This is a genomic window from Mesorhizobium sp. P2_D1, assembly GCF_056404455.1.
In genome coordinates this window covers 22,088-45,621 of record NZ_JBFUDZ010000033.1, presented here as the reverse complement: position 1 = coordinate 45,621, position 23,534 = coordinate 22,088, and the positions used below count along the sequence as shown (strand labels likewise).

The 23,534-nt window shown below is 63.5% G+C and carries 26 protein-coding genes and 1 tRNA gene; 18 read left to right on the top strand and 9 right to left on the bottom strand.

The genetic code is table 11. The annotated features are described in order from the left end of the window. Positions 1-375: 375 nt before the first annotated feature. Together AC1D0I_RS22120 and AC1D0I_RS22115 are read right to left on the bottom strand one after the other, a co-directional pair. Positions 376-1,704 (bottom strand): PLxRFG domain-containing protein, encoded by a 1,329-nt coding sequence (locus AC1D0I_RS22120; protein ID WP_477397702.1) that lies wholly within the window; start codon positions 1,702-1,704, stop codon positions 376-378. Then, positions 1,701-3,032 carry a PLxRFG domain-containing protein gene (locus tag AC1D0I_RS22115; protein WP_477397700.1) on the bottom strand — a complete coding sequence of 444 codons (1,332 nt, stop codon included), beginning with the start codon at positions 3,030-3,032 and terminating at the stop codon, positions 1,701-1,703. The genes AC1D0I_RS22120 and AC1D0I_RS22115 overlap by 4 nt, the downstream gene beginning before the upstream one ends. Between AC1D0I_RS22115 and AC1D0I_RS22110 the strand changes: the two genes are divergently transcribed. Genes AC1D0I_RS22110 through AC1D0I_RS22095 form a run of 4 tightly spaced genes read left to right on the top strand, consistent with a single transcriptional unit; the run spans position 3,031 to position 4,170 of the window. Next, on the top strand, positions 3,031-3,261 hold the full coding sequence (locus AC1D0I_RS22110; RefSeq protein WP_477397698.1) for a hypothetical protein: 231 nt from the start codon (positions 3,031-3,033) through the stop codon (positions 3,259-3,261). The genes AC1D0I_RS22115 and AC1D0I_RS22110 overlap by 2 nt on opposite strands. Further along, positions 3,258-3,638, top strand: a complete 381-nt coding sequence (locus AC1D0I_RS22105) for a hypothetical protein (RefSeq protein WP_477397696.1) — start codon at positions 3,258-3,260, stop codon at positions 3,636-3,638. The genes AC1D0I_RS22110 and AC1D0I_RS22105 overlap by 4 nt, the downstream gene beginning before the upstream one ends. Beyond that, on the top strand, positions 3,635-3,973 hold the full coding sequence (locus AC1D0I_RS22100; protein WP_477397695.1) for a hypothetical protein: 339 nt from the start codon (positions 3,635-3,637) through the stop codon (positions 3,971-3,973). The genes AC1D0I_RS22105 and AC1D0I_RS22100 overlap by 4 nt, the downstream gene beginning before the upstream one ends. Continuing rightward, on the top strand, positions 3,970-4,170 hold the full coding sequence (locus AC1D0I_RS22095; protein ID WP_477397693.1) for a hypothetical protein: 201 nt from the start codon (positions 3,970-3,972) through the stop codon (positions 4,168-4,170). The genes AC1D0I_RS22100 and AC1D0I_RS22095 overlap by 4 nt, the downstream gene beginning before the upstream one ends. Here the strand turns inward: AC1D0I_RS22095 and AC1D0I_RS22090 are convergent. Together AC1D0I_RS22090 and AC1D0I_RS22085 are read right to left on the bottom strand one after the other, a co-directional pair. Beyond that, complete coding sequence (locus tag AC1D0I_RS22090) at positions 4,148-5,323, bottom strand: integrase (RefSeq protein WP_477397691.1); 1,176 nt, start codon at positions 5,321-5,323, stop codon at positions 4,148-4,150. The genes AC1D0I_RS22095 and AC1D0I_RS22090 overlap by 23 nt on opposite strands. 261 nt (positions 5,324-5,584) lie before the next feature. After that, positions 5,585-5,674: transfer RNA gene (locus AC1D0I_RS22085), tRNA-Ser, on the bottom strand. Between the two features lie 364 nt (positions 5,675-6,038). On the opposite strand from AC1D0I_RS22085, the gene AC1D0I_RS22080 reads away from it, so the two are divergent. From AC1D0I_RS22080 to AC1D0I_RS22060, 5 genes are all read left to right on the top strand, one after another. Then, the gene (locus AC1D0I_RS22080; RefSeq protein ID WP_477397689.1) at positions 6,039-6,743 is read left to right on the top strand and encodes a hypothetical protein; all 705 of its coding nucleotides are present in this window, start codon (positions 6,039-6,041) and stop codon (positions 6,741-6,743) included. Between the two features lie 120 nt (positions 6,744-6,863). After that, complete coding sequence (locus tag AC1D0I_RS22075; protein ID WP_184876821.1) at positions 6,864-7,187, top strand: hypothetical protein; 324 nt, start codon at positions 6,864-6,866, stop codon at positions 7,185-7,187. Between the two features lie 155 nt (positions 7,188-7,342). Beyond that, on the top strand, positions 7,343-8,005 hold the full coding sequence (gene msrA / locus AC1D0I_RS22070; protein ID WP_477397687.1) for a peptide-methionine (S)-S-oxide reductase MsrA: 663 nt from the start codon (positions 7,343-7,345) through the stop codon (positions 8,003-8,005). Between the two features lie 212 nt (positions 8,006-8,217). Continuing rightward, complete coding sequence (locus AC1D0I_RS22065) at positions 8,218-9,207, top strand: BMP family lipoprotein (protein ID WP_477397685.1); 990 nt, start codon at positions 8,218-8,220, stop codon at positions 9,205-9,207. Positions 9,208-9,320: 113 nt separating this feature from the next. Beyond that, positions 9,321-9,782 (top strand): GNAT family N-acetyltransferase, encoded by a 462-nt coding sequence (locus tag AC1D0I_RS22060; RefSeq protein WP_477397683.1) that lies wholly within the window; start codon positions 9,321-9,323, stop codon positions 9,780-9,782. On the opposite strand, the gene AC1D0I_RS22055 is transcribed toward AC1D0I_RS22060, so the two are convergent. Then, positions 9,777-10,175 carry a hypothetical protein gene (locus AC1D0I_RS22055; protein ID WP_477397681.1) on the bottom strand — a complete coding sequence of 133 codons (399 nt, stop codon included), beginning with the start codon at positions 10,173-10,175 and terminating at the stop codon, positions 9,777-9,779. The genes AC1D0I_RS22060 and AC1D0I_RS22055 overlap by 6 nt on opposite strands. 22 nt (positions 10,176-10,197) lie before the next feature. Next, the gene (locus tag AC1D0I_RS22050; RefSeq protein WP_123151274.1) at positions 10,198-10,404 is read right to left on the bottom strand and encodes a SlyX family protein; all 207 of its coding nucleotides are present in this window, start codon (positions 10,402-10,404) and stop codon (positions 10,198-10,200) included. Between the two features lie 236 nt (positions 10,405-10,640). On the opposite strand from AC1D0I_RS22050, the gene AC1D0I_RS22045 reads away from it, so the two are divergent. From AC1D0I_RS22045 to deoA, 6 genes are all read left to right on the top strand, one after another. Further along, positions 10,641-12,173, top strand: coding sequence for an ABC transporter ATP-binding protein (locus AC1D0I_RS22045; RefSeq protein WP_477397679.1), 1,533 nt, complete (start codon positions 10,641-10,643; stop codon positions 12,171-12,173). Next, complete coding sequence (locus AC1D0I_RS22040) at positions 12,170-13,309, top strand: ABC transporter permease (RefSeq protein WP_095084676.1); 1,140 nt, start codon at positions 12,170-12,172, stop codon at positions 13,307-13,309. The genes AC1D0I_RS22045 and AC1D0I_RS22040 overlap by 4 nt, the downstream gene beginning before the upstream one ends. A gap of 1 nt (position 13,310) precedes the next feature. Then, positions 13,311-14,282: an ABC transporter permease gene (locus AC1D0I_RS22035; protein WP_095084677.1), complete on the top strand. Its 972-nt coding sequence runs from the start codon at positions 13,311-13,313 to the stop codon at positions 14,280-14,282. Positions 14,283-14,345: 63 nt separating this feature from the next. Beyond that, the gene (gene cdd, locus AC1D0I_RS22030; protein WP_477397677.1) at positions 14,346-14,738 is read left to right on the top strand and encodes a cytidine deaminase; all 393 of its coding nucleotides are present in this window, start codon (positions 14,346-14,348) and stop codon (positions 14,736-14,738) included. A 46-nt stretch (positions 14,739-14,784) separates the two neighbouring features. Further along, the gene (locus AC1D0I_RS22025; RefSeq protein ID WP_477397675.1) at positions 14,785-15,594 is read left to right on the top strand and encodes a purine-nucleoside phosphorylase; all 810 of its coding nucleotides are present in this window, start codon (positions 14,785-14,787) and stop codon (positions 15,592-15,594) included. Beyond that, a complete protein-coding gene (gene deoA, locus AC1D0I_RS22020; RefSeq protein WP_477397673.1) occupies positions 15,594-16,913 on the top strand; it encodes a thymidine phosphorylase in 1,320 nt (439 codons plus the stop codon). The genes AC1D0I_RS22025 and deoA overlap by 1 nt, the downstream gene beginning before the upstream one ends. 24 nt (positions 16,914-16,937) lie before the next feature. On the opposite strand, the gene AC1D0I_RS22015 is transcribed toward deoA, so the two are convergent. The 3 genes from AC1D0I_RS22015 to AC1D0I_RS22005 all read right to left on the bottom strand — a co-directional run bounded on the left by AC1D0I_RS22015 (position 16,938) and on the right by AC1D0I_RS22005 (position 19,373). Continuing rightward, complete coding sequence (locus tag AC1D0I_RS22015; RefSeq protein ID WP_477397671.1) at positions 16,938-17,501, bottom strand: TIGR02281 family clan AA aspartic protease; 564 nt, start codon at positions 17,499-17,501, stop codon at positions 16,938-16,940. 120 nt (positions 17,502-17,621) lie between these two features. Next, a complete protein-coding gene (gene upp, locus AC1D0I_RS22010; RefSeq protein ID WP_095084682.1) occupies positions 17,622-18,251 on the bottom strand; it encodes a uracil phosphoribosyltransferase in 630 nt (209 codons plus the stop codon). Between the two features lie 147 nt (positions 18,252-18,398). Further along, positions 18,399-19,373 carry an adenosine deaminase gene (locus AC1D0I_RS22005; protein ID WP_477397669.1) on the bottom strand — a complete coding sequence of 325 codons (975 nt, stop codon included), beginning with the start codon at positions 19,371-19,373 and terminating at the stop codon, positions 18,399-18,401. 134 nt (positions 19,374-19,507) lie between these two features. Here AC1D0I_RS22005 and ubiE point away from each other — a divergent pair, with 134 nt between their 5' ends. The 3 genes from ubiE (at position 19,508) to coaBC (ending at position 23,485) form a co-directional block, all read left to right on the top strand. After that, entirely contained in the window at positions 19,508-20,284 is a 777-nt protein-coding gene (gene ubiE / locus AC1D0I_RS22000) for a bifunctional demethylmenaquinone methyltransferase/2-methoxy-6-polyprenyl-1,4-benzoquinol methylase UbiE (RefSeq protein ID WP_477397667.1), read from the top strand. Between the two features lie 70 nt (positions 20,285-20,354). Beyond that, the gene (ubiB, locus tag AC1D0I_RS21995) at positions 20,355-21,929 is read left to right on the top strand and encodes a 2-polyprenylphenol 6-hydroxylase (RefSeq protein WP_477397665.1); all 1,575 of its coding nucleotides are present in this window, start codon (positions 20,355-20,357) and stop codon (positions 21,927-21,929) included. An 86-nt stretch (positions 21,930-22,015) separates the two neighbouring features. Further along, the gene (coaBC, locus tag AC1D0I_RS21990; RefSeq protein ID WP_477397663.1) at positions 22,016-23,485 is read left to right on the top strand and encodes a bifunctional phosphopantothenoylcysteine decarboxylase/phosphopantothenate--cysteine ligase CoaBC; all 1,470 of its coding nucleotides are present in this window, start codon (positions 22,016-22,018) and stop codon (positions 23,483-23,485) included. Positions 23,486-23,534: the final 49 nt, after the last annotated feature.

Genomic DNA, 23,534 nt, shown 5'->3' with positions numbered 1-23,534 from the left:
GATGGTGAGGTGACGCCTAGCAAGGCGTCGCAGAAGGCTGGTGGTTTAAAACAGAAAAGGGCGCCAGTGGCGCCCTTTATTGTTCCCGTCACTCGCAATGATATTTGCCGTCACTTTTGTAACCGCAATTATCACCGCAGTGGTATTCGCCATCACTCTTATATCCGCAACTCGCATAGGCGGCGCCAAAAGAACTAAAAATCAGCAAAATGCTTGCGATGGCACTTATAACGTATCGCATTTGTGTACCCCCATTTGTAGACACAAGAACAATATGCGCAATTTTCCTTTTGCGCTAGTAGCCGCCCATCACCCTACCGACGCATTTCAAGCCAAACTTTTGGGTCAGTTAACGGCTGATGTATAGCGGCAATTTCACCGATAGACCGGCTCCGGTAGCATGTCGCGCAGTTTTTTGCCCAGCTGTCGGTTCTCGATCAGCACGCCATCCTCGCGCTTGTCGGCATTGCGCTTGCGCACCTGCAGAGATCTCCGCAGCGAGTCGGCCGTGATCGCCGTCGTTTTGCCCATGGGGTCCTTGTTGAACGCCTTGATCGCCTCCATCGCGTCCGCGCGGCCGGTGTCGTCTCCCATCCGGTAGGCCATGGCAAAGGTGTTGATCAGCACCGTCCGCCGGCGCTGCACGCGCTTCTCCGCATTCATCAGCGCCGAGTTGCGATCGTAGGTCTCTGCGATCTTCGCCGGCGTGAAGCCTGCAGCCTGTGCGATGACGTCCCATGCGTCGATCTGCGACGGATCGAGGATGCTGTCGCCGTTGAGGTTGGTGACCCCCTCGTTGGCGTAGCGGTAGGATTTCAGCAGATCGCGAATCGACTTCGGCGCCATGGTCTCGATGCCCTTGGCGGTGTTGCCATCCTTGATGAGGTTGATCCCCTTCCACTGGTCGCCGGCCAGGCTGAGCATGGCGCCCATCGAGTTGAGCACCCAATAGTCGAACTCGTCCTTGCCCTGCAGATCCTGCGTCGGCGATCGAAACCAGAGATCGGGCATACCGATGCGGCTGGTGAGGTCGACGCCCAGATAGTGGCCGGGGACACCATTCAGCACCACGCCGCCGAGCTCGGGCCCGAGGATGTCCTCGACGTCCTTGCGGAAGTGCGTCTCGAAGTCCATCGGATCGTCATCGTCGCCGAACAGCGCGCCGGCCAGCGCCATCATGATGTGGAACGCCGGCACACCCGTCGCACCGGCGAGCAGCGCCATCATGCCGGTGACGCCGGCGAGCTGGTACCGCGCCTCTCGACGCGCCTGCTTGGTCTCACCCTTGAACGACTGCCGGAGATCTCGGAATAGCCGGTAGAGCATGTTGATGTTGTAGGAGCGGAACACCAGCGCCACCTTGGCGAAGTCGTTCTGCATCATGCGCGGCCGGCTGGCATTCGAATAATCGAAGTGCGTCTTCCAGGTCAGATCGTGCGCGGTGTCGACCGCGTCGCTGTAGTCCTGCCCTGCCGCCTTGGCCATGCGGTAGGCCGCCAGCGCGGTTACTTCACGGTTCCAGACTTCGGTGCGGTGGAAGCCCCATGAGATGACGGCCATCACCCGGGCGCGCAGCGGCGAATAGTCGATACCGGTCTCGCCGACGCCGGCGAGGTCATGAGACTGCGTCTTATCGATCAGGCCTGACTCGTGGAAGGCGTCCATGGCGGCGCGCTCGTCGGCCGACAGGTTCGCCCGGGTCACTGAGCCATATCCCCCGCCACCGAATCGTAGGAGGCCTTCAGCACCGCCGCGGCGGCCCGCGTGAAGCTGCCGAAGTGGCCGGCGAGCATCGGAATGCCAATCATCGGCGTCTGCGTCAGGTTGACGACGGCCGCCGCTGGGGTGGCGCCGAGATACCAGACGAAGGCTGTCGACGTCATGGTCTGCGCAAATCGGCCGCCGGTCGGGTTCATCACCCACTTGTGGCGCAGCTTCAGCTCATTGGCCAACGTCATGCCCCTGGTGACGTCGTCGGACTTGCGCGCCTGGTCGGCCGCGTTGTTGGTGAGCTCCTGCAGCTCGAGGCCATATTTCAGCCGGCCCATCTGATGCGCGGCGTGGAACATGTGCGAGGAGAAGGCGCGCAGCGCGTCGGTATCGAAGCCAGCAACACCCTTGCGGTGGATGAAGCGTTTGCGCGTCGACAGGTCGGGCATGGTGGTGAGGTACCGCTGCCAAATCTGGTCGAGCACCGTCGTCATAGTGGCGCTGTCGAGGCCGGCACCGCCCACGATCTGCTCGATTTCGGCGACAAGGCGCGGGTCCATTGCCTGCCGGATCTCGGCGCCGTTTTCGGTGACGCCAACTTCCACCGTCGCCGTCGGGTAGGCGCGGCGCATGTCAGCCGCCAGCCTGTCGCGATCGGCGGCGTTCTCACGGCGCGAGAACGTAAGCACCTTGCCGTCGACGTCGCGCACCATGACGAAGTACCGGCCGAAGCGCGCCAGCGGGAAATATGGTTCCTCGACGCGCGAGGCCTCGAAGGCGATGCGCATCTTGGTGAGGCGCGCTTTCATCGACCATTTGGCCTTGGTGCTTTGGGCCGCATAGTTCTGCTCGGCCTCTTCCCGGGCATCGGCGCGCGCCGCCGGCGACATCCGTGCGGCGTCGATGCGCGCGAGCTCCTCCTGGAACTGCTCGTCGGCCTGGCGCTGCGCGATCTCCTGCGCCTTGCGCACGTTGTCGAGCAGGATCTTGTCCAGCTCGTCGGCCTGCCCCTTGTAGGCGTCGCGCACGGTCTTGAACAACTCCCGGCCGGCCAGTGGCAATGCCTGGTACTGAGCGCGCAGCGCGTCGTAGCCAGGCTTCAAACGGGTCTCTTCGTCGGTTTTCGATGGGTCGGCGCCGGCGAGCGTTGCCGCATGCATCAGGTCGGCCAGCTGGGCAGCCTTCGCCTTGCCATTCTTGCCGATCCCCAACCGGCTGAATTTCAGCCACTGCTGAGCGATGGTGTCGGCCGCGGCGTGCTTCTTGCCGCGATAGGCGTCAAGAATCCGCTTCACCCGCAGGTATTCGCCGACGGCGACCATGACCGAGGCGCTTCGCCAGACGTTCGACGCCCAGGACTATTTCAGCGGCGCGGCGAAGCCGATCGTGATCACGGCGATCCGCGAGGCGCTGAACGAAGACGAGGCACGCAAGGCCGACAAGCTGAAGAAGGCAGAGCTCGTCGGCTACGCCGTGTCAAATGTGGTGCCCACAGGCTGGCTCCCGCCCGAGCTGCGGCCGGCGACCTATAGTGGCCCGAGGGCGAAATGACCAAGCGGCCGAACCTCAACGACGAGCAGAAGGCCCTAATCGCGGATCTGCGGGAGAAGGGCCTGTCCTATGGCGTGATCGGCCAGCGTCTCAATTTGAGCGAGGGGGCGATCTCCTGGTACTGCCTTGTCGGAGGGATCGAGAGCCCCAACACCCGTCGCCGGGTACCGCCGACGTTGAAATACCGRAGCTATGTCCGGAATGGGCGCGAGGTCATCACCTTCACGGCCGACGACGACGCCCAGCTGCTCGTGCTCGAAGGCGAAGGCAAGACCTACAGCGAGATCGGCAAGATTATGGGCCGCATGCCGAACAGCGTTCGCGGCCGGCTCGCCACGCTCGCCCGGCACGAGGCCCGCAAGGAAGCTGCGGAATGACCGACAGCCTCTTCTCCAGCCGCAACGTTCACGACGCGCAACTCGCCGTGCACGACGCGACGGCGTGCGAAATGCTGACCGACGCGCTGGCGCGCCGCATGTCGACGCTGAAGGGGCCAACCGAGACCGCCCGGAGGTTTCAGCGGATCGCTGACGTCTGCGCCGGCGCCCATGTGATGCCGATCGACTATTGGAGAGCCGAGGCCAAGCCTGTCGTTGCGACCGAGCCCCAACTCGGCCGTGCCTCAAGGGTCTGGGTCTGGGTCTGGATCATGGAGCACCCGGGTTTGGTGTTCTGCGCCGGCTTCATCGCGGGCGGGATGCTGACGAGATGACGATCGCCGAGCTCGAACAGTGCCTAGCTGTGGCTGCCTTCCTCGTGGTGAGGCATGGCGACGCCTACGTGCACACGTTTGAGCGCTTGGAGCGCGAGGTCGACGAGTTGCGCCAGAGAGCCGGAAAGCGCGATCGCGCGCAGCAGGTTCTCGCCTCCATCATGAAGGGAGGGCTCAAAGGTGCGCAGGCGGTTTAAACGCGATCATCTCCAGCCAGCGCTGCTTCTGCTCGAGCGACGGGCCGATGYCGTATCGCGGTCGATGCCATTTGTGTCCCATCAGCATCGCGACAACCTTTTCGGGAGCTTCCACGGCGGTCAGCCTGTCCTCGAATGTGTGTCGCAAACTGTACAGGCTGTGGTTATCGGTCGGCAGCAGGCCTGCGTTCTCCAGAAACTTGTTCACCAGCGCAGAAAGCGAATCGGCCTTGTCGAGGTAGCGCGGAAAGCCCTTCGGGTGCAGCTTCATCACGGCAAGCGCACAGCCCACCAGCGGGATATCGCGCTCCGAGTGATCGGTTTTCAAGACGCGGCCATCCGGCCGGACCTGCACATGCGGGACCGCGTGATCAAGCAGGATGCGCTGCGGCAGCAGGTTCGCCGCTTCGGACAGGCGCAAGCCGGTATCCGCGATCAGCAGCACCAGGTGGCGCGCCTCGACGTTGAGCTCCGCCAACACGCCGTCGGCGAGGATCTTCCCTTGCACGAACTCGGCGCTGAACGCCGTGCGCTGGACCGCCACTTCGCCCGACAGCCGCAATTTCTTGAAAACGGGCGGAAGGTTCATCTGGTGTGCCGTCTCGATCGCGGAGAGCATCTTCGATATGTGGCCGATGTCCTTGTTGGCGGTACCGATGTCGAGGTCCTCGGCCGCAATCCGCTTCTGCCACCACTCGCGAAATTTCATGGCATGGCCACGGGTCAAGGCGCTGATGTCCATGTCGCCCACAACCTCGACGAGGTTTGCCTGGGCGCGCTTCTTTGGGTTGCGCCACTTCTTCAACTGGCGCTCGGACAGCGCCCGCAGACTCTGACTTTCGATCTTCTCGAACTCCTCGACCAAGCCGGTCAGGCGTATCGCCGGCCGTTCTTCGCCGCCCATGACGGCCGCGACTTCCTTCTCGTCCTCGACAGCGTTCTTTTCGATCAAGAGACGTATCCGCTCGACCAGATCGTCGAGCGGTCCTTCGCCGAGCTCCTTGTTGGTCTGGTAGACCAGCCCCAGCGCCCGGGCTCGCGTCTGCGCCGCCTCGAACCGTATTCGACCCTCGGCCGACTGGCCGTCGCGCAAACCTCGCCAGTAGGCGTCAAGCTCGGCCGCCAGCGCCTTGACGACTTCCTTGCCGCGCACGGCGCGAGGATCGTCGGCAACCGCGATGCCGGTGCTTATTCGAACAAGGCCGCGGCGATCGAGTTCGGCAAACTCTTTCGGTACGCGCCGTATCAGATACCAGGTGCCGTCACGCTTGTGCGGCTTGGCCGGTGCCGATCGGCGCATGTGGAAACCCCATTTGTTACACAGTATGTTGCACGGAATGTGCAATTTACAAGTTGTAACGGTCAATAGGGAGCTTGGGAATGGCGCGAAATAAGGCTTTTGGGGGTATGGAAATGGCGGAGAGAGCGGGATTCGAACCCGCGTTACGGTCTCCCGTAAACACACTTTCCAGGCGTGCGCCTTCAACCACTCGGCCACCTCTCCATCCATGCATGTCGCGCCGGCCGGTTTCGCCGCGCGGGTTGGGGAGATGCACCTCCCTTGGGACTATGGCGTGGAACTCCGCGCCGGCGCCGCCAACCAGCGAACGCCTCTCCCCTGCACCTGAGCCGTCGAAGCAACAGGCGCGGGGCTCATCTAGTCGATCCGGCGCCGAATGCCAAGCCATAACGGCAGTCTATTCGCTTTGCCGGCCACACAGCGTTTCGCGAGCCTGCCGGCGCCCCCGTTTTGAGGCGCCGCCACCCGAATGATGTGCACAGGCAAGGCCGCAAGGCTGGCGGCGCTTGACTTCGCCCGGGGTCGCCTGTCTCGTGGTGGAAAGACTTTGCGGGGGCATTGTCCGGACATGACATCGAGCAATGGACAGACGCCAGCGAGGCCACCGGACAGCGGCCTGTCCTTCGTGCCGCCGGGATGGCTCATCTTCGTTATGGCATGGTCGGCCTACGGCCTGATCTCCGGCTGGCGACTGGTCGGCGACTACGGCCTGCCGGACAGGGTCTTCTATCTCGTCTATAGCGGGCTTGCCGTCGACATCATCACCGTCCTGTGGGGGCTTTATCTGCTCGGCCTCGCCTTCGGCCGCTCGGCCCGCTTCCCGCGCCATTTCACCATCTGGCAGATCGCCACCATCATCTGGCTGCTGGCGAGGCAGGCCTATGTGCTGACGATTTCCGATTTCGTCTTCTCGGGCCAGGCGCTTGTCGTCACCGGTGCCGCGATCGCCATCGGGGTTCTCTGCATTTATCTGCTGCGCCGCGGTTCCGAAGCCGGGACCGTCTACGCCAATCCTGAAACCGAAAGCCCGCCTGTCTTCGTCTCGGTTGTCGCCGCCCTGCTCGGCATCATCCTCGGCGCTGTCATCGGCTCCGTCGGTGGATTCTTCGCCGGCTCGGTGATTGCCGATGCCACCGACATGAGCTGCTTCGAGGGCGCCTGCGGCTATTTTGCCGTGTTCATCGGCCTGGCCGGGCTGGTCGTCGGCGCCATTGCCGGTGGCCTTTTCGCCGTCTGGCGCGTCCATCGGCGCAAACGCAAGCCGGCGGCATAGGCCGGGCTTCAAATTCGCGTAAGGCGATTGCGAACCCGCCACGCGCATTCTATCTCTCATTTGAAACCGGACGACCCTCGGGAGGAGCCTGAGGACTGGCCGGGAGGAAAAGGGTCCTGGATGTTTCGCTTGCTCTTTCGACTTGCCGCGATGGTCGCGCTGTCGATTTCAGTCATCATGGCGGTGCTCGACGCGACGCGGACCGTGGCGGCTTCGGCGCTGGTGCTGACCCCGCTCAACGCTAGTTGGCTGGCGGTCTCGCCCGACACGCGGGCCGCCTTCGAGACCTTGGTGCGAACCAAGGCCGGTCCGCTGCTGTGGGACGTCGCCATCGCCTGGGTGCTCAACCAGCCGGGCTTCGCCGTGTTCGCGGTGTTGGCCCTCCTGCTCTATGCGATCGGCTACAGGCGGCAGCGACGCCCCGGACAGTTCGCCGCCACCTAGAGCAATTCCAGGAAAAGTGTGAAACGGTTTTCCATCCGGAATTGCGTCAAAACAAAGAGATAGAGGGGCGGACCCAAAAGCGGGCACCGGTCTTTGGGAAAACCCGATGCTCGAACGATAGACCACTTCTTGTGTCCCACCATCGGAGACCGCGCATGTTCTTTCTCAGCGACATGCTGAACAAGAAGCTCAATCTGCCGAAGCCGTCCGAGGCGTTGCCGGGCCGCGCCCGGTCGATCCCGACGACTTCCAGGCATCACGTCCTGAAAAAGCCTCTCAAGGGTCCCTATCCCGAGGGCTTTGAGAGGGCGCTGTTCGGGCTCGGCTGTTTCTGGGGCGCGGAGCGGCTGTTCTGGCAGCTCGAAGGCGTCTGGGTCACTGCGGTCGGCTATGCCGGCGGCATCACGCCCAATCCGACCCATCAGGAAACCTGCACCGGCCTTACCGGCCATGCCGAAGTGGTTCTGGTCGTCTACGACCCCAAAATCGTCTCCTATGCCGCGCTTCTGAAGCTGTTCTGGGAAAGCCACGACCCGACGCAAGGCATGCGCCAGGGCAATGATGTCGGCACCACCTACCGCTCCGCGATCTACACATTCGGGGATGCGCAATTGCGGGCCGCGAGCGCCTCGCACGATGCCTATGAAACCGCTTTGCGCGTGGCCGGCCATGGCAGAATCACCACAGAGATCGCGCCGGCGCCTGAATTCTACTTCGCCGAAGGCGACCACCAGCAATATCTCGCGAAGAACCCCTACGGCACTTGCAACCTCAAGGGCACCGGCATCTCTTGGATCCCGGCTGCCATCTCCGCCTGACGCCCTTGGCGCAAGGATCGAGCCGCAGTGCGGCTTGCCCGCGCCATGCTTTTCCAAAAGGTCAAAATTCCGCGTGAATTTTGTTTCGGGCCGTGCCAGATTGCCGCCGAGCGGGAGGGAAATACACTCCTGGCTGATGTCGTATGCCTGCCGAAGAACCGGGCCGGCATGCGGCGCGTAACGGAAAAAATAACCGACAGGGTGTGGATCACATGAAACGTATCGTTCTCGGCCTCCTGGCCGCAACCGCAATGGTTCTTCCGGCTTTCGCCGCGGATGTCCAGCCGGCCATCCTCTATGATCTCGGCGGCAAGTTCGACAAATCCTTCAATGAGGCTGCCTTTCATGGCGCCGAGAAATTCAAGACGGAAACCGGCGTCGCCTATGTCGAGTTCGAGGTGTCCAACGCCTCGCAGCGCGAGCAGGCGCTGCGCCGCTTCGCCGAGGACGGCCGCAACCCGATCGTCATGGCCGGCTTCGCCTGGGAGGATGCGCTGAAGAAGGTCGCGACCGAATATCCTGACCTCAACTTCGCCATCATCGACGATGCCGTCGATCTGCCCAATGTCCGCTCGCTGGTATTCAAGGAGAATGAAGGCTCCTATCTCGTCGGCATCATGGCGGCGATGGCTTCGAAGTCGAAGAAGGTCTCCTTCATCGGCGGCATGGACATTCCGCTGATCCGCAAGTTCGAATGCGGCTATGTCGGCGGCGCCAAGTCGGCCGGCGCGACGGACGTCATCCAGAACATGACCGGCGACACGCCGGCTGCCTGGAACGACCCGGCCAAGGGCGGCGAGATCGCCAAGACGCAGATCGACCAGGGCTCCGACGTGGTCTATGCCGCGGCTGGCGGCACCGGCGTCGGCGTGCTGCAGGCGGCGGCGGATGCCGGCAAGCTCGGCATCGGCGTCGATTCCAACCAGAACGGCCTGCAGCCCGGCAAGGTGCTGACCTCGATGCTGAAGCGCGTCGACGTTGCCGTCTACACCGCCTTCCTGGACGGCAAGAACGGCACCTTCAAGGGTGGCGTCGAGAATCTCGGCCTCAAGGAAGGCGGCGTCGACTACGCCATGGATGACAACAACAAGGCGCTGGTGACCGACGAGATGAAGGCGGCGGTCGAGAAGGCGAAGGCCGACATCATCGCCGGCAAGCTCGAAGTGCACGACTACACCGCTGACAACGCCTGCCCGTATTGATCGGCACGGACGTACAGCCATGATCTGCAAAACCGCCGGGCGCAAGCCCGGCGGTTTTTGCCTTTTCCGGATCGAACAAGCGTTCGCGCGATGCGGCAGTGCCAAGGACAGCAATGCAGCCGACAATCGAACCCATGCAGGAGAGCGATGTAGCAGCGGTCGCACAATTGCGCCTTGCCTCCTTTTTCAAGGGGACGGGAAGGACCATTGAAGAGGATGCGGCAGGGCTTCGCGAACTGCTCGCCGGTGACGGCTTCGAAGCGGCTTTCGTGGTCCGGATCGGCGACGTGCCGGTCGGGACATGCCTGCTGGTTCGCCGCGAACTCGAGCCCGCGCATGATCTGACGCCATGGTTGGCCGGGCTGGTCGTCGATAGCCGCCATCGAGGCCAAGGCATCGCCACCGCACTGGTCAGGGCAACCGAAGCCCACGCAGCGTCGCTGGGCGTCGAGACACTCCATCTCTACGCATGGGATGCGCGTGATTTCTACGCAAACCTTGGCTGGAATACGGTGGAGATCTTCGGCCAGGATGACGAAACGATGGCGCTGATGTCGCGCCAACTTCGCCTATAGCTTGCCCGACAGGTAACCCAGCGCGAAGGCCACGATCAGCCCGACAGTGACGACAAATCCGCGCCGACCTCCGAGCGCATGCAGGCCGATGCCGTGCGGCCGCTGCGACAGGCTTCGGATCACCGTCGGTGATTTGGCATCGCTGCCGCCCAGACCGGAGGTGCGCATCTGCGGCAGGTCGGCAATGCGCTGCGTGATCTCCGTCCAACGCTCTTCGCCTTCAGCCGGTTTGGCCCGGTCGAAGACATGCATGCGTTCGGCAAGTTGCACGACCGCGTCGCGGAAGGCAGCGTCGATCTCCAGGTCGCGCTCGGCCCGTTCGCGTTCCGCATCGTTCATCTGGCCGAGCACATAGTCGCCGGCGCGCGCAACGCGATCGCTTTCACTGGCCATGACTTCCCCCTCCCCTTCTTCCTCACCAGTGCGGCGGCTTGGTTACCGGCACGTCCGGCGCCGCCTGCTCCTCCAGCGCCAGGAAGCGGTCCGTCAGCGCATCGAGCTTGCGCTGCATGCGCTCGATCACCTTCCACTGCTCGGCGATCTGGCCTGACAGTTCTTCGATGGTCTTCTCCTGTTCGGCGGCGCGGATCTCCAGCGTCGTCAGCCGGTCGGCGGGCATGATCATTCAAAGTCCCCAGTCTGGCAGCATAATGCCTCGCAGCGCATGGCGACGCCTTGCGCCGCGATGTCAATTTCACCTTTGCCATAGTAGCGAATGTGAAGGCCCCGGCCACGTTGGAAATTGACAAGCACACCGGGATTTGTCGAGAGTGACCAATGCTCCGCCAATTGGCACGGGCGGAGTGTCATGCTAGGCGTTTTGACCAAGCGATAAAAAATAAGAGTGGGACAGGCTGCATGGCGCAAGCCGCAATCGAGTTGATTGGTATCAACAAGAGTTTTGGCGCCGTGCGCGCCAACCGCGACATCAATCTGGAGATCGCACGCGGTACCATCCATGGCATTGTCGGCGAGAACGGCGCCGGCAAGTCGACGCTGATGTCGATCCTCTATGGGTTCTACCAGGCCGACAGCGGCGAGATCCACGTCGGCGGCCAGCCGGCCTCGATCAAGACACCCAATGACGCCATCGCGCTCGGCATCGGCATGGTGCATCAGCATTTCATGCTGGTCGACAATTTCTCCGTGCTGGAAAACATCATTCTGGGCGCCGAGAGCGACGCGCTGCTGAAGCGGAGCATCGCCAAGGCGCGCTCCGAACTCGAGCGTCTCGAACGCGAATACGGGCTGGAAGTCGATCCCGATGCGATCATCGAGGAACTGCCTGTCGGCCTCCAGCAGCGTGTGGAAATCCTGAAGGCGCTCTATCGCGGCGCCGAGATCCTGATCCTCGACGAGCCAACGGGCGTGCTGACCCCGGCCGAGGCCGACCACCTGTTCCGCATCCTCGGGCAGCTGAAGGAACAGGGCAAGACGGTGGTGCTGATCACCCACAAATTGCGCGAGATCATGGCCATCACCGACACGGTGTCAGTGATGCGCCAGGGCACGATGGTGGCGACGCGTGAGACCAAGAAGACCACCGTCGAGGAACTGGCTGAGCTAATGGTCGGGCGGCGCGTGCTGCTCAGGGTCGAAAAGGGCGAGGCAGATGCCGGCGCCGTCAAGCTCGCGGTCAAGAACCTGACGGTGAAGGATACGCGCGGCGTCACCATGGTCGACGACATCTCCTTCGACATTCGCGCCGGCGAGATCGTCGGCATCGCCGGCGTCGCCGGCAACGGGCAATCCGAACTGCTTGAGGCGATTTCCGGCATCCGGCACGCCGTTTCCGGCTCGGTCATGCTCGACGGCAAGCCGATCGACCTGACGGGTGCCGCCGATCCGGGCGAATTGCGCGACCGCGGCCTCGCCCATGTGCCGGAGGACCGCCATCACGTCGGGCTGGTGCTGGCTTTCGAGGAGAACGAGAATTCCATCCTCGGCTATCACGACGACCCTCGCTATTTGAAAGGGCCGTTCCTCAACATCGATGCCATCCGCAACGATGCCAAGGACAAGATCGCCAAATACGACATCCGGCCGGCCGACTGCCGGCTGAAGACCGCCAATTTCTCCGGCGGCAACCAGCAGAAGATCGTGCTGGCACGGGAAATGGAACAGGACCCGGGTGTTCTCATCGTCGGCCAGCCGACACGCGGCGTCGATGTCGGCGCCATCGAATTCATCCACAAGCGCCTGATCGCCATGCGCGACCAGGGCAAGGCGGTGCTGGTGGTCTCGGTCGAGCTGGACGAAATCCGCTCGCTCTCCGACCGCATCCTGGTGATGTTTGCCGGCCGCATCGTTGGCGAGCGCGGCCCGGAAGCGACCGAAGGCGAACTTGGCCTGCTGATGGCCGGTGTAGAGCACCAGGAGGCCGCCCAATGAGCACGCCTTACGCCAAACTGCCGGCCTGGGCCGACTACGGCCTGATCCCGCTGATCAACCTGTTCGTTGCCTTCGTCGTCGCCGGTTTCGTCGTGCTTCTGGTCGGCGAGAACCCGTTGCGCGCCGCAGTCATCCTGGTCGAAGGCGCCTTCGGCAAGGGCACAGGCATTGCCTTCACCCTCTTCTATGCCACGACCTTCATATTCACCGGGCTTTCGGTGGCGGTGGCAGCGCATTGCGGCCTGTTCAACATCGGCACCGAGGGACAGGCCTACATCGCCGGCCTCGGCATCGCCGTCGTCTGTCTTTCCTTCGACAGCGTGCTGCCATGGTGGCTGACATTTCCGCTGGCCATCGTCGCTTCGTCGGTCGTGGGCGCGTTGTGGGCGCTTATCCCCGCCTATCTGCAGGCCAAGCGCGGCTCGCACATCGTCATCACCACCATCATGTTCAACTTCATCGCCGCTTCGATCATGGTTTACCTGCTGGTCGGCCCCTTGAAGCCGGCAGGGTCGCAAGCGCCGCAGACGCGCAACTTCCTCGCCGGCGCGGAACTGCCGAAGCTCAACTGGATCATCGAACTGTTCGGCGCCAAGATCCGCTCGGCGCCGCTCAATGTTTGCTTCCTGCTGGCGCTGGTCATGGCCTTCCTGGTCTGGCTGCTCATCTGGCGCACCAAGCTTGGCTACGAGATGCGCACCTACGGTCACAGCCCGAAGGCGGCGCGCTATGCCGGAATTTCGGAAACCCGCATCATCATCACCGCCATGATGATCTCCGGCGCGCTGGCCGGCATGATGGCTCTTAACCCCGTGATGGGCGACCAGCACAATGTCGCGATCGACTTTGTCAGTGGCGCCGGTTTCGTCGGCATCGCCGTGGCGCTGATGGGCCGCCTGCACCCGGTCGGCATCGTGCTGGCGGCGATCCTGTTCGGCATGCTCTACCAGGGCGGCGCCGAGCTTGCCTTCGAAATGCCGGCGATCAGCCGCGACATGATCGTCATCATCCAGGGTCTGGTCATCCTGTTCGCCGGTGCGCTCGAGCACATGTTCAGGCCTTACATCCAGGCGCTGTTCGCCTCGTTCAGTCCGCGATCGGTCGGCATGGAAGCGGTCAAGGGGAAGGGTGCCTGAGATGGATGTGTTCAACGCAATCGTCCAGACATTGGACTCGACCATCCGCCTCTCGGTCCCGCTGCTGCTCGCTTGCCTTGCCGGCCTCTATTCGGAACGCGCCGGCATCTTCGACATCGGCCTCGAAGGCAAGATGCTGGTCGGCGCCTTCGCCGGTGCCGCGGCCGCTTCCGTGTTCCATTCGGCCTTTCTCGGCCTCGGCATGGCCATCCTGATCTCCGTCGCCTTTGCCATGGTCCACGGCTTTGCCTCGATCACCCACCGCGGCAACCAGATCGTCTCTGGCGTGGCGATCAATTTCATCGCCGCCGGATCGACCATCATCCTCGGCCAGGCGTGGTTCCAGCAAGGCGGGCGCACGCCGGCGCTGCAACCGGGCGAGCGCTTCGAGGCCATCACCTGGCCGGGTGCCGACGCCATCCACGACGTGCCGATCATCGGACCGATCTATGCCGAGCTTCTGTCGGGCCACTCGATCCTGGTCTATCTCGCTTTCCTGATGGTGCCGTTCACCTGGTGGGTGCTGTTTCGCACCCGCTTCGGCCTCAGGCTGCGCGCCGTCGGCGAGAACCCGGCCGCCGTCGACACCGCCGGTATCTCGGTCGCCTGGCTGCGCTACCGGGCGCTGATCTGCACCGGCGTGCTGACCGGCATCGCCGGTGCCTATCTGTCGATGGTGCAGAATGGCGGCTTCGTGAAGGACATGACCGCCGGCAAGGGCTACATCGCGCTGGCCGCGCTCATCTTCGCCAAGTGGAAGCCGGTCAACGCCATGTTCGCCTGCCTCTTGTTCGGCTTCCTCGATGCGGCGGCGATCCGCCTGCAAGGCTCGCCGCTGCCCATCATCGGCAAGGTGCCGGTGCAGTTCATGCAGGCGCTGCCCTATATCCTCACCGTCATCCTGCTCGCCGGCTTCATCGGCAAGGCGATCCCGCCGCGCGCCGGCGGCGTGCCTTACGTCAAGGAACGCTGAGGTCGAAGCGCTGACCGGCGTAGGCGCCGGGTTTTGGACACGATCGTCGGAGAGAACGAACCAATGTCGCATGATCTGTTCGAAGCGGCCAAAGCTGCCATGGCCAAGGCCTATGCGCCCTATTCGAAGTTCCCGGTCGGCGCCGCCTTGCGCACCGAGGACGGGCGCGTCTTTGCCGGCGCCAACATCGAAATTGCCTCCTATCCGGAAGGCTGGTGCGCCGAGACCACCGCGCTCGGCCACTACATCATGGGTGGCGGCGGCAAGATCGTCGAAATCGCCGTCCTTGCCGAACGCATGGCGAAATGCTCGCCTTGCGGCGGCTGCCGGCAGCGACTGGCCGAATTCTGCCGGCCGGAAACAAAACTCTATCTCTGCGACAATGCCGGCGTGGCCGAGACCGTGACCATGGGCGACATGCTGCCCTACGGTTTCCGCGGCGACGTTCTGAAATGAAGACTTGGTTGAACGAAGAACTGGCTGAAATGAAGAGTTGGCTGCGATGAAGGAAAAGGCGCTCGACCATCTCGTCGAAAGGCTGGACGGCCTGGCGCCGTCGACCGCACTGGTGCTGGGTTCAGGCCTGGGCGGGCTGGTCGACCAGATCGAGGATCCGATCCGCATTTCCTACGCCGACCTGCCGGGCTTTCCCAGAAGTGGCGTCTCCGGCCATGCTGGCCAAGTGGTGGCGGGGCTGTTTGCCGGCGTGCCGGTGCTGATGCTGTCCGGCCGCGCCCATTACTACGAGCACGGCAACGCGGCCGCGATGCGGCCGGCGCTGGAAGTGCTGGCCGGTATCGGCATCACCAAGCTGATCCTCACCAATGCCGCCGGTTCGGTCGATCCCGACATGCCGCCAGGCTCGGTGATGCTGATATCGGACCACATCAATTTCTCGGGCACCAATCCGCTGATCGGCGAGCCCAGCGACAGCCGCTTCGTCGGCCTGACCGAAGCCTATGACGCCGGCATCCGAAAGGCGATCGAACGGGCGGCGAAGGCAACCGGCACAGCACTTCACAACGGCGTCTACATGTGGTTCTCGGGCCCGTGCTTCGAAACGCCCGCCGAAATCCGCATGGCGCGCATCATGGGCGCCAATGCGGTCGGCATGTCGACCGTGCCGGAGGTCATTCTTGCCCGCTTCCTCGGACTTCGGGTCGCCGCCTGCTCGGTCATCACCAATTTGGCGGCCGGCATGACCGGGGCCGAGCTCTCGCACCAGGAGACCAAGGACATGGCGCCGATCGGCGGCGCGCGGCTGGCAACGATCCTGCAGCGCGTGTTCCGCGACGGACTGCTGGAGAGCTGATGCTTCCCCAGGAAATCATCCGACGCAAGCGCGATGGCCTGAAGCTGTCGGCGCAGGAGATCGCCGGCTTCGTCGAAGGCATCACCGAAGGGGCCGTTTCGGACGGCCAGGTCGGCGCCTTCGCCATGGCGGTGTTCTTCAACGGCATGAGCCGCGACGAGGCGGTGGCACTGACGCTGGCGATGCGCGATTCCGGTGACGTGCTCGACTGGTCGGACCTGCCCGGCCCGGTGACCGACAAACATTCGACAGGCGGCGTCGGCGACAATGTCTCGCTGATGCTGGCGCCGATCGTCGCTGCCTGCGGCGCTTATGTGCCGATGATCTCCGGCCGTGGCCTTGGCCATACCGGCGGCACGCTGGACAAGATGGATGCGATCCCCGGCTATGCCAGCCAGCCCGATATCGCGCTGTTTCGCAAGGCGGTGCTTGAAACTGGCTGCGCCATTATCGGCCAGACCGCGGACCTCGCGCCGGCAGATCGACGGCTCTACGCGATCCGGGATGTTACCGGCACGGTCGAATCGGTGCCGCTGATCACCGCTTCGATCCTGTCGAAGAAGTTGGCGGCCGGGTTGCAGTCGTTGGTGCTCGACGTCAAGGTCGGCAACGGTGCCTTCATGGAAAAGTCGCGGGACGCGACCGCGCTTGCCAACAGCCTTGTCGAGATCGCCAATGGCGCGGGGCTGAAGGCCTCGGCGTTGATCACCGGCATGAACGAGCCGCTGGCCTCGGCCGCCGGCAACGCGGTCGAGGTGCGCAACGCCGTCGACTTCCTGACCGGCCGTCTTCGCGATCGTCGACTGGAGGACGTGACGCTGGCACTCGCCGCCGAGATGCTGCAATCGGCGGGACTGGTGTCGTCGAACCAGGATGGCATGCGGCGCGCTACCGAGACGCTTGCCAGCGGCCGCGCCGCCGCCACTTTCGCACGCATGGTCGCCGCGCTCGGCGGTCCCGCCGATTTCATCGAGAAACCGGAAAAATACTTGGCCGTGGCGGCGACCGAGTTTGCTGTCAAGGCGACCGAAGACGGCTTCGTCACCGGCATAACGACCCGCGACATCGGGCTCGCCGTGGTTGGCCTGGGAGGCGGACGGACGCGGCCGGACGACAAGGTCGATCACACGGTCGGCATCACCAGGCTGCTGCCGGTCGGCGCGGAGGTTCGGGCTGGCGAGCCGCTGGCGCTGATCCATGCCCGCTCATTGGCCGATGCCGAGGCGGCGGCCGCCGCCGTGATTTCGGCCTATGCGATTGGCGCCTCGAAGCCGGCCGCCGACAAGTCGGTCATCCGGCGGATCCTTCCACGCGGCTAATTGCGAATTCTTCCGCGCGGCAGATTATTGAACGAGCAGCAGCGTCCCATTCTCGGCCTGGAATTTGCCAAGCCGATTGAGGAAGCTCATGCCGATCAGATTGGTCTGCAGTGCCTTGTCGTCGAGCACGATGGTCTGGACGTCGTTGACCGTGATGCTGCCGATCTGTAGCCGGTCGATCATTGCCACCGCAGCCTTGATCGAGCCGTTGGCGGTGCTGACCTCGTGGCTGAAGTCGGAAGGGTTCAGCGACAGGCCAATCCTGCGTGCCGTCGAGGTGTTGATGGCAACCAGCGTGGCGCCGGTGTCGATCATGCCGTCGACCTGGCGTCCGTTGAGCTTGAAGGCCGACGAGAAATGTCCGCGCTCGTCAGCCGTAACGATGACCTTGCGGCCAAGCAGCAGCGGCGTGGCCGGCTTGTCGGGCACCACTGCCAGATTGACGTTCGGCTCGGCTTCGACCGCGGCCTTGCCCGTCATCGACGACCTCAGCAGGTTTTCGATGATTTGCGGATTCGACTGATACACGATCGGTATCGATGCCGATGTGCCGGCGAAAACGCCAAGGATGAGAAGTTTGCGCAGCATGGATTGGCCTTCGTGACGGCCGATCCATAAGCCCGGATGGTGATTGCCGCTTTAACGCACGCCAAAACCACGCCTTTGCGTAAACATTTGGTAAATAGTACCAGGCAACTTTGCCTGGTACTATTTGGTCCCGTACATACGGTCGCCGGCATCACCGAGCCCAGGCATGATGTAGCCCTTCTCGTTCAACTGGCGGTCGATCGAAGCGGTGAAGACGGGAACATCCGGATGCGCCTTGGTGAAGCGCTCGATGCCTTCGGGCGCCGCCAGCAGGCAAAGGAAGCGGATGTTGGTGGCGCCGCGCCCTTTCAGCTTGTCGATCGCCGCAATCGCCGAATTGGCGGTGGCCAGCATCGGATCGACGACGATCACCAGACGGTCGGCTAGGTCGCTCGGCGCCTTGAAGAAGTATTCGACCGCTTCCAGCGTCTCATGGTCGCGGTAGAGGCCGATATGGGCGACGCGGGCCGCCGGCACCAGGTCGAGCAGGCCTTCGAGCAAGCCGTTGCCGGCGCGCAGCACCGAGGCAAAAACCAGCTTCTTGCCCTCCAGCGTCGGCGCCTCCATCGTCTCGATCGGCGTTTCGATAGTCGTCGTCGTCAGTTCGAGGTTGCGGGTGACCTCATAGCCGAGCAGCAGCGAGATCTCGCGCAGCAGCCGCCGGAAGCCGGCCGTCGAGGTCTCCTTCTTGCGCATGATGGTCAGCTTGTGCTGGACAAGCGGATGGTCGACGACGGTGACGCCCTGCATGGTGTTCTCCTGATGCCTGCGCCCGAATGTGCGCGCATGGTCCCTTTCGGACGCGCCGCGCTTCAAGCTGCTTGAGTGAACCCTAGCGGCAATACGCCGGCCAAGGAACCGTTTGGCCAGCACCGACCACAGCTTTGTCGGTAGAAATCAGCGCGAGGCGCCGTTGAGGCGGGCAAGAAGCGCGGTCTTGGTCTTTCGGTCGACGAAAGCGGCCTCGATTGCCGTTCTGGTGACGGCGGTCAGCGCCTTTTCGGTCATCGAGAAATGCTCGGCGGCGATTTCGTATTCGCGCTTCAGCGAGGTCCAGAAATAGGGTGGATCGTCGGAATTGAGCGTCACCTTGCAGCCGGCCGCCTGCAGGGCCGGAAAGGGATGGTCGGCAAAACTGTCGAACACCTTGAGCGCGATGTTGGAGCCGGGGCAGCACTCCAGCACGATGCCCTCATCGGCAATGCGCCGGACAAGGTCCGGGTTTTCGATGGCGCGCACGCCATGGCCGATGCGGGAGGGACGGATGTGATCGAGCGCCGCCTTGACGGTCTCCCAGCCGGTCAGTTCGCCGGCATGGATGGTGATGCCCAGCCCGGCCTCGCGTGCAATCTCGAAGGCCCTGACATAGTCCTCCATGTCACCGATACGCTCGTCGCCGGCGACGCCGAAGCCGGTGACCAGCGGATGCCCGCAGCGCGCCGCGAAGCGTGCCGCCTGCTCAATCGACTCGACGCCGACATGGCGTACGCCGGTGACGATCATACGGCCCTCGATGCCTGTCTTGGCCTTGGCCCGTGCCATGCCTTCGCCAAGCGCGTCGGTATAGGCCTTGGGCGACAGCCCGGCTTTCGTGGCGTGGTCGGGCGAAGTGAACACCTCGGAATAGATAGCGCCGTCGCGGGCGAGGCTGGTCAGATAATGGTCGGCCAGCCGCGCATAATCCTCCTCCGTCCGGAACAGATCGGCGGAGAAATCGTAGGCCGCGAGGAAGGATGTGAAATCATGCCAGACGAATGAACCGTTCTGGATATAGGGCGAAGTATCCTTGCCGTATTTCTGCGCCTGGCGGATGACGAGTTCAGGCGCCGCTGCCCCTTCAATGTGGCAGTGCAATTCCGCTTTCAAAGGCATTCAATCATCCCGTCGGTCAGTCCAAGTCTTGAAAATCCAACACCTGGAAGCGCGGCTGAACACCGCGCCTTAAACAATAGCGCCCGCACCATCGATCGGCTATGGTCCCGCCGGTTTTATGACGGATCAAAAAAATGTCAGTTGAGAGAACCACGGCCGCGGGCGGCATGGAAACCTCCTATGGTTTCAAGCGTGTAGGGGCTGGCGACAAGCAGTCCCTGGTCAACGATGTTTTCCACAAGGTTGCCAACCGATACGACCTGATGAACGATCTGATGTCGGCCGGCCTGCACCGGCTGTGGAAGGATGCCATGGTCACCTGGCTCCATCCTCCCAAAAGGATGGGCTGGCGCGTGCTCGACGTTGCCGGTGGCACCGGTGACATCGCCTTCCGCATCGTCGATGCGAGCCACGGCAATGCCCACGCCACCGTGCTCGACATCAATGGCTCGATGCTCGCCGTCGGCCGCGATCGAGCCGAGAAGAAAGGCCTGTCCGGCAACACCGACTTCGTCGAGGCCAATGCCGAGGAACTGCCCTTTGCGGACGCGACATTCGACGCCTACACCATCGCTTTCGGCATTCGCAACGTGCCGCGCATCGATGTCGCGCTCAGTGAAGCGTTCCGCGTGCTGAAGCCGGGCGGTCGGTTCCTCTGCCTCGAATTTTCCGAAGTCGAGATGCCGCTGCTCGACAAGGCCTATGAAGCCTGGTCGTTCAACGCCATTCCGAAGATCGGCAAGATGGTCACCGGCGACGGCGAGCCCTATTCCTATCTGGTCGAATCGATCGCCAGGTTTCCCAACCAGCAGAATTTCGCGACGATGATTTCCCGTGCCGGCTTCGATCGCGTCTCCTTCCGCAACTATTCCGGTGGCATCGCGGCACTTCATTCGGGCTGGAAGCTTTGAGGCTGGACCGCATGTCTCACAGTCGACGTGCGCCATGCCGGTTCGAAGAACCGGTAGGACGGGCACGGCCATGAGCACCGTCAGCGCTGGGTTTCGGCTCGTACGGGCGGGCTGGGTGCTGGTGCGCGAAGGCGTCGTCGCCGCCTTGCCGGGCGAGGAACTGTCGGGCCTGCCGAAGTTCGGCTGGCGGCTGGCGCGGCTGTTCACCCGCCGCCGCGCACTGGCCTATGAGCGCAGCGACCGCCTGGCCAAGGCGGTCGTCCGGCTCGGGCCGTCCTATGTCAAGCTCGGCCAGTTCCTGGCGACACGCCCCGACGTCGTGGGCAACGACATGGCGCTCGATCTCGCCATGTTGCAGGACAAGATGCACACCTTCCCGAGAGCCGAGGCGATCGCCGCTGTCGAGGCTTCGCTCGGGCGCAAGGTCGGCGATCTCTACGCGCAATTCGGCGACCCGGTCGCAGCCGCTTCCATCGCCCAGGTCCACGCTGCCGAAACCATCCATGACGGCGCTGCAACCAAGGTCGCTGTAAAGGTCATCCGGCCGGGCGTGCGCCGCCACTTCTTCCAGGATCTCGAAAGCTATTTCCTCGCCGCCCACTTGCAGGAGAAGTACATCCCGTCGTCGCGCCGGTTACGGCCGGTCGAAGTCACCGAGACGTTGGCGCAGACCACCAGGATCGAGATGGACCTCCGCCTCGAGGCGGCCGCGCTTTCGGAACTCGGCGAAAACACCAAGGATGATCCCGGTTTTCGCGTGCCATCCGTCGACTGGGAGCGCACCGGCCGCGACGTGCTGACCATGGAGTGGGTCGACGGCGTCAAGATGAACGACATTGCCGGCCTTGCCGCTGCCGGTCACGACCTGAAGACAATCGCCGCCAATCTCATCCAGTCGTTCCTGCGCCACACGCTGCGCGACGGCTTCTTCCACGCCGACATGCATCCGGGCAATCTGTTTGTCGAAGCAAATGGCACCATAGTCGCCGTCGATCTCGGCATTGCCGGCAGGCTCGGCAAGAAGGAGCGCCGCTTCCTCGCCGAAATCCTCTACGGCTTCATCACCCGCGACTACCTGCGTGTCGCCGAAGTGCATTTCGAAGCCGGCTATGTGCCGCGCCAGCACAATGTCGCGGCCTTTGCGCAAGCAATCCGGGCGATCGGCGAGCCGATCCACGGCCAGCCGGCCGAGACCATTTCGATGGCCAAGCTTTTGACGCTGCTGTTCGAAGTGACCGAACTCTTCGACATGGCGACGCGGCCGGAACTGATCCTGCTGCAGAAGACCATGGTGGTGGTCGAGGGCGTGGCGCGCACTCTCGACCCGGCCTTCAACATGTGGAAGACGGCCGAGCCGGTGGTCAGTGGCTGGATCGCCGGCAATCTCGGCCCGCGTGGCATGATGGTCGATGCGCGCGATGGCGCCAAGGCGCTGCTGACGCTGGCCCGCCAGGCGCCCGAGCTTGCGGCGCGCACCGATCGGCTGTCACGTGAGATCGACCTGATGGCCGAGCACGGCTTGCGCTTCGACGAGACCACCGCCCGCGCCATCGGCAAGGCCGAGGCGCGTTACAGCCGCTCCGGCCGCCTGGCGCTATGGGTGATCGCACTGACGCTGGTCTATATCGCCTGGAAGATCCTATAGCCCAGCCACATCCGGGCGCCGCAACTTGCAGCGCTCTGATTGCATTGCTATCATTGCATTCAGCAACTGCGGCAGAGTGCAATCATATGGCCAGCATTACGATCCGCAATCTGGACGATGAGGTCAAGGAACTGCTGCGCCGATTGGCGGCGGAGAACGACCGCTCCATGGAGGAGCAGGCGCGGGTGATGATCCGGGCCGCCGTTGACGGGCAGATCGGTTCTATGGGCCGCATCGACCAGATCGAGAAAACCCTCCGCGAACTGACCAGTTCGCACGGCGTAGCGACTCCCGCTGCCGCACGCGCAGGCAAAGCCTTGCCGCGCGGCCTCTCCGGCAAGCGCATCCTGCTCATCATCGGCGGCGGCATCGCGGCCTACAAAGCGCTCGATCTCATCCGCCGGTTGCGCGAGCGAGGTGCCGCGGTGCGGGTGGTCATGACATCAGCCGCTCAGGAATTCGTCACCACGCTGTCGGTGGGCGCGCTCTCCGCCGACCATGTCTTCACCGAACTGTTCGACCGCAATGACGAACACGATGTCGGCCATATCAGGCTGTCGCGCGAGGCCGACTTGTTGGTGGTGGCGCCTGCTACCGCCGATCTGATGGCCAAGCTTGCCAACGGCCATGCCAACGATCTTGCCTCGACGGTGCTGATCGCCACCGACAAGCCCGTATTAATGGCGCCAGCCATGAACCCAAGAATGTGGGCGCATCCGGCGACACGCCGCAACCGCGCGACGTTGCAGAAGGATGGCGTCGCCTTGATCGGTCCGGCCAAGGGCGAGATGGCCGAAAGCAATGAGGCGGGCGAAGGCCGCATGGCCGAGCCGCTGGAGATTGTGGCCGCCATCGAGGCGCTGCTTGATGTCAGTCCCAAGCCGCTGTCGGGACGCAGGATCATCGTCACCTCCGGCCCGACGCATGAGCCGATCGACCCGGTGCGCTACATAGCCAATCGTTCGTCAGGCAAGCAGGGCCACGCCATCGCGGCGGCACTGGCCAGGCTCGGCGCCGATGTCCGCCTCGTCTCCGGTCCGGTCAACATCGCCGATCCCGCCGGGGTGAAGACCATCCATGTCGAACGGGCGCAAGAGATGCGCGATGCGGTGGAGCAGCTTCTGCCAGCGGACGCCGCGGTGTTCGTCGCCGCCGTTGCCGACTGGCGCAGCGAGAACTCGGCCGGTGAGAAGATCAAGAAGGTCGCCGGCGAAGGACCGCCGGTTCTGCGCATGGTCGAGAATCCCGACATTCTCGCCGGGGTTGGCCACCACAGCCAGCGACCTGGCCTTGTGGTCGGCTTCGCCGCCGAAACACAGGATCTCTTGCGCAACGCCGAGGCCAAGCTTCGCAAGAAGGGCGCCGATTTCATCGTGGCCAACGACGTGTCGCACGAAAGCGGCATCGGTCCTTCGGGCGTGATGGGCGGTGATCGCAATCGGGTGCGGATCGTGTCCAGGGCCGGCGTCGAGGAATGGCCAGAGATGAGCAAGGACGAGGTGGCGGCGCGGCTCGCCGCCCTTATCGCCGAACGGCTGAAGACGACCGTCGTTTGAGCGGGTGGCGCTGGAACGACGGCGCGCTTTCAGGTCATTTGGCTCTGCG

Coding starts and splice junctions, on each gene's coding strand:
- AC1D0I_RS22110 (WP_477397698.1), top strand. CDS start 3,031: ATGACCGAGGCGCTTCGCCAGACGTTCGACGCCCAGGACTATTTCAGC.
- AC1D0I_RS22115 (WP_477397700.1), bottom strand. CDS start 3,032: ATGGTCGCCGTCGGCGAATACCTGCGGGTGAAGCGGATTCTTGACGCC.
- AC1D0I_RS22100 (WP_477397695.1), top strand. CDS start 3,635: ATGACCGACAGCCTCTTCTCCAGCCGCAACGTTCACGACGCGCAACTC.
- AC1D0I_RS22095 (WP_477397693.1), top strand. CDS start 3,970: ATGACGATCGCCGAGCTCGAACAGTGCCTAGCTGTGGCTGCCTTCCTC.
- AC1D0I_RS22080 (WP_477397689.1), top strand. CDS start 6,039: ATGACATCGAGCAATGGACAGACGCCAGCGAGGCCACCGGACAGCGGC.
- AC1D0I_RS22075 (WP_184876821.1), top strand. CDS start 6,864: ATGTTTCGCTTGCTCTTTCGACTTGCCGCGATGGTCGCGCTGTCGATT.
- msrA (WP_477397687.1), top strand. CDS start 7,343: ATGTTCTTTCTCAGCGACATGCTGAACAAGAAGCTCAATCTGCCGAAG.
- AC1D0I_RS22065 (WP_477397685.1), top strand. CDS start 8,218: ATGAAACGTATCGTTCTCGGCCTCCTGGCCGCAACCGCAATGGTTCTT.
- AC1D0I_RS22060 (WP_477397683.1), top strand. CDS start 9,321: ATGCAGCCGACAATCGAACCCATGCAGGAGAGCGATGTAGCAGCGGTC.
- AC1D0I_RS22055 (WP_477397681.1), bottom strand. CDS start 10,175: ATGGCCAGTGAAAGCGATCGCGTTGCGCGCGCCGGCGACTATGTGCTC.
- AC1D0I_RS22045 (WP_477397679.1), top strand. CDS start 10,641: ATGGCGCAAGCCGCAATCGAGTTGATTGGTATCAACAAGAGTTTTGGC.
- AC1D0I_RS22040 (WP_095084676.1), top strand. CDS start 12,170: ATGAGCACGCCTTACGCCAAACTGCCGGCCTGGGCCGACTACGGCCTG.
- AC1D0I_RS22035 (WP_095084677.1), top strand. CDS start 13,311: ATGGATGTGTTCAACGCAATCGTCCAGACATTGGACTCGACCATCCGC.
- cdd (WP_477397677.1), top strand. CDS start 14,346: ATGTCGCATGATCTGTTCGAAGCGGCCAAAGCTGCCATGGCCAAGGCC.
- AC1D0I_RS22025 (WP_477397675.1), top strand. CDS start 14,785: ATGAAGGAAAAGGCGCTCGACCATCTCGTCGAAAGGCTGGACGGCCTG.
- deoA (WP_477397673.1), top strand. CDS start 15,594: ATGCTTCCCCAGGAAATCATCCGACGCAAGCGCGATGGCCTGAAGCTG.
- AC1D0I_RS22015 (WP_477397671.1), bottom strand. CDS start 17,501: ATGCTGCGCAAACTTCTCATCCTTGGCGTTTTCGCCGGCACATCGGCA.
- upp (WP_095084682.1), bottom strand. CDS start 18,251: ATGCAGGGCGTCACCGTCGTCGACCATCCGCTTGTCCAGCACAAGCTG.
- AC1D0I_RS22005 (WP_477397669.1), bottom strand. CDS start 19,373: ATGCCTTTGAAAGCGGAATTGCACTGCCACATTGAAGGGGCAGCGGCG.
- ubiE (WP_477397667.1), top strand. CDS start 19,508: ATGTCAGTTGAGAGAACCACGGCCGCGGGCGGCATGGAAACCTCCTAT.
- ubiB (WP_477397665.1), top strand. CDS start 20,355: ATGAGCACCGTCAGCGCTGGGTTTCGGCTCGTACGGGCGGGCTGGGTG.
- coaBC (WP_477397663.1), top strand. CDS start 22,016: ATGGCCAGCATTACGATCCGCAATCTGGACGATGAGGTCAAGGAACTG.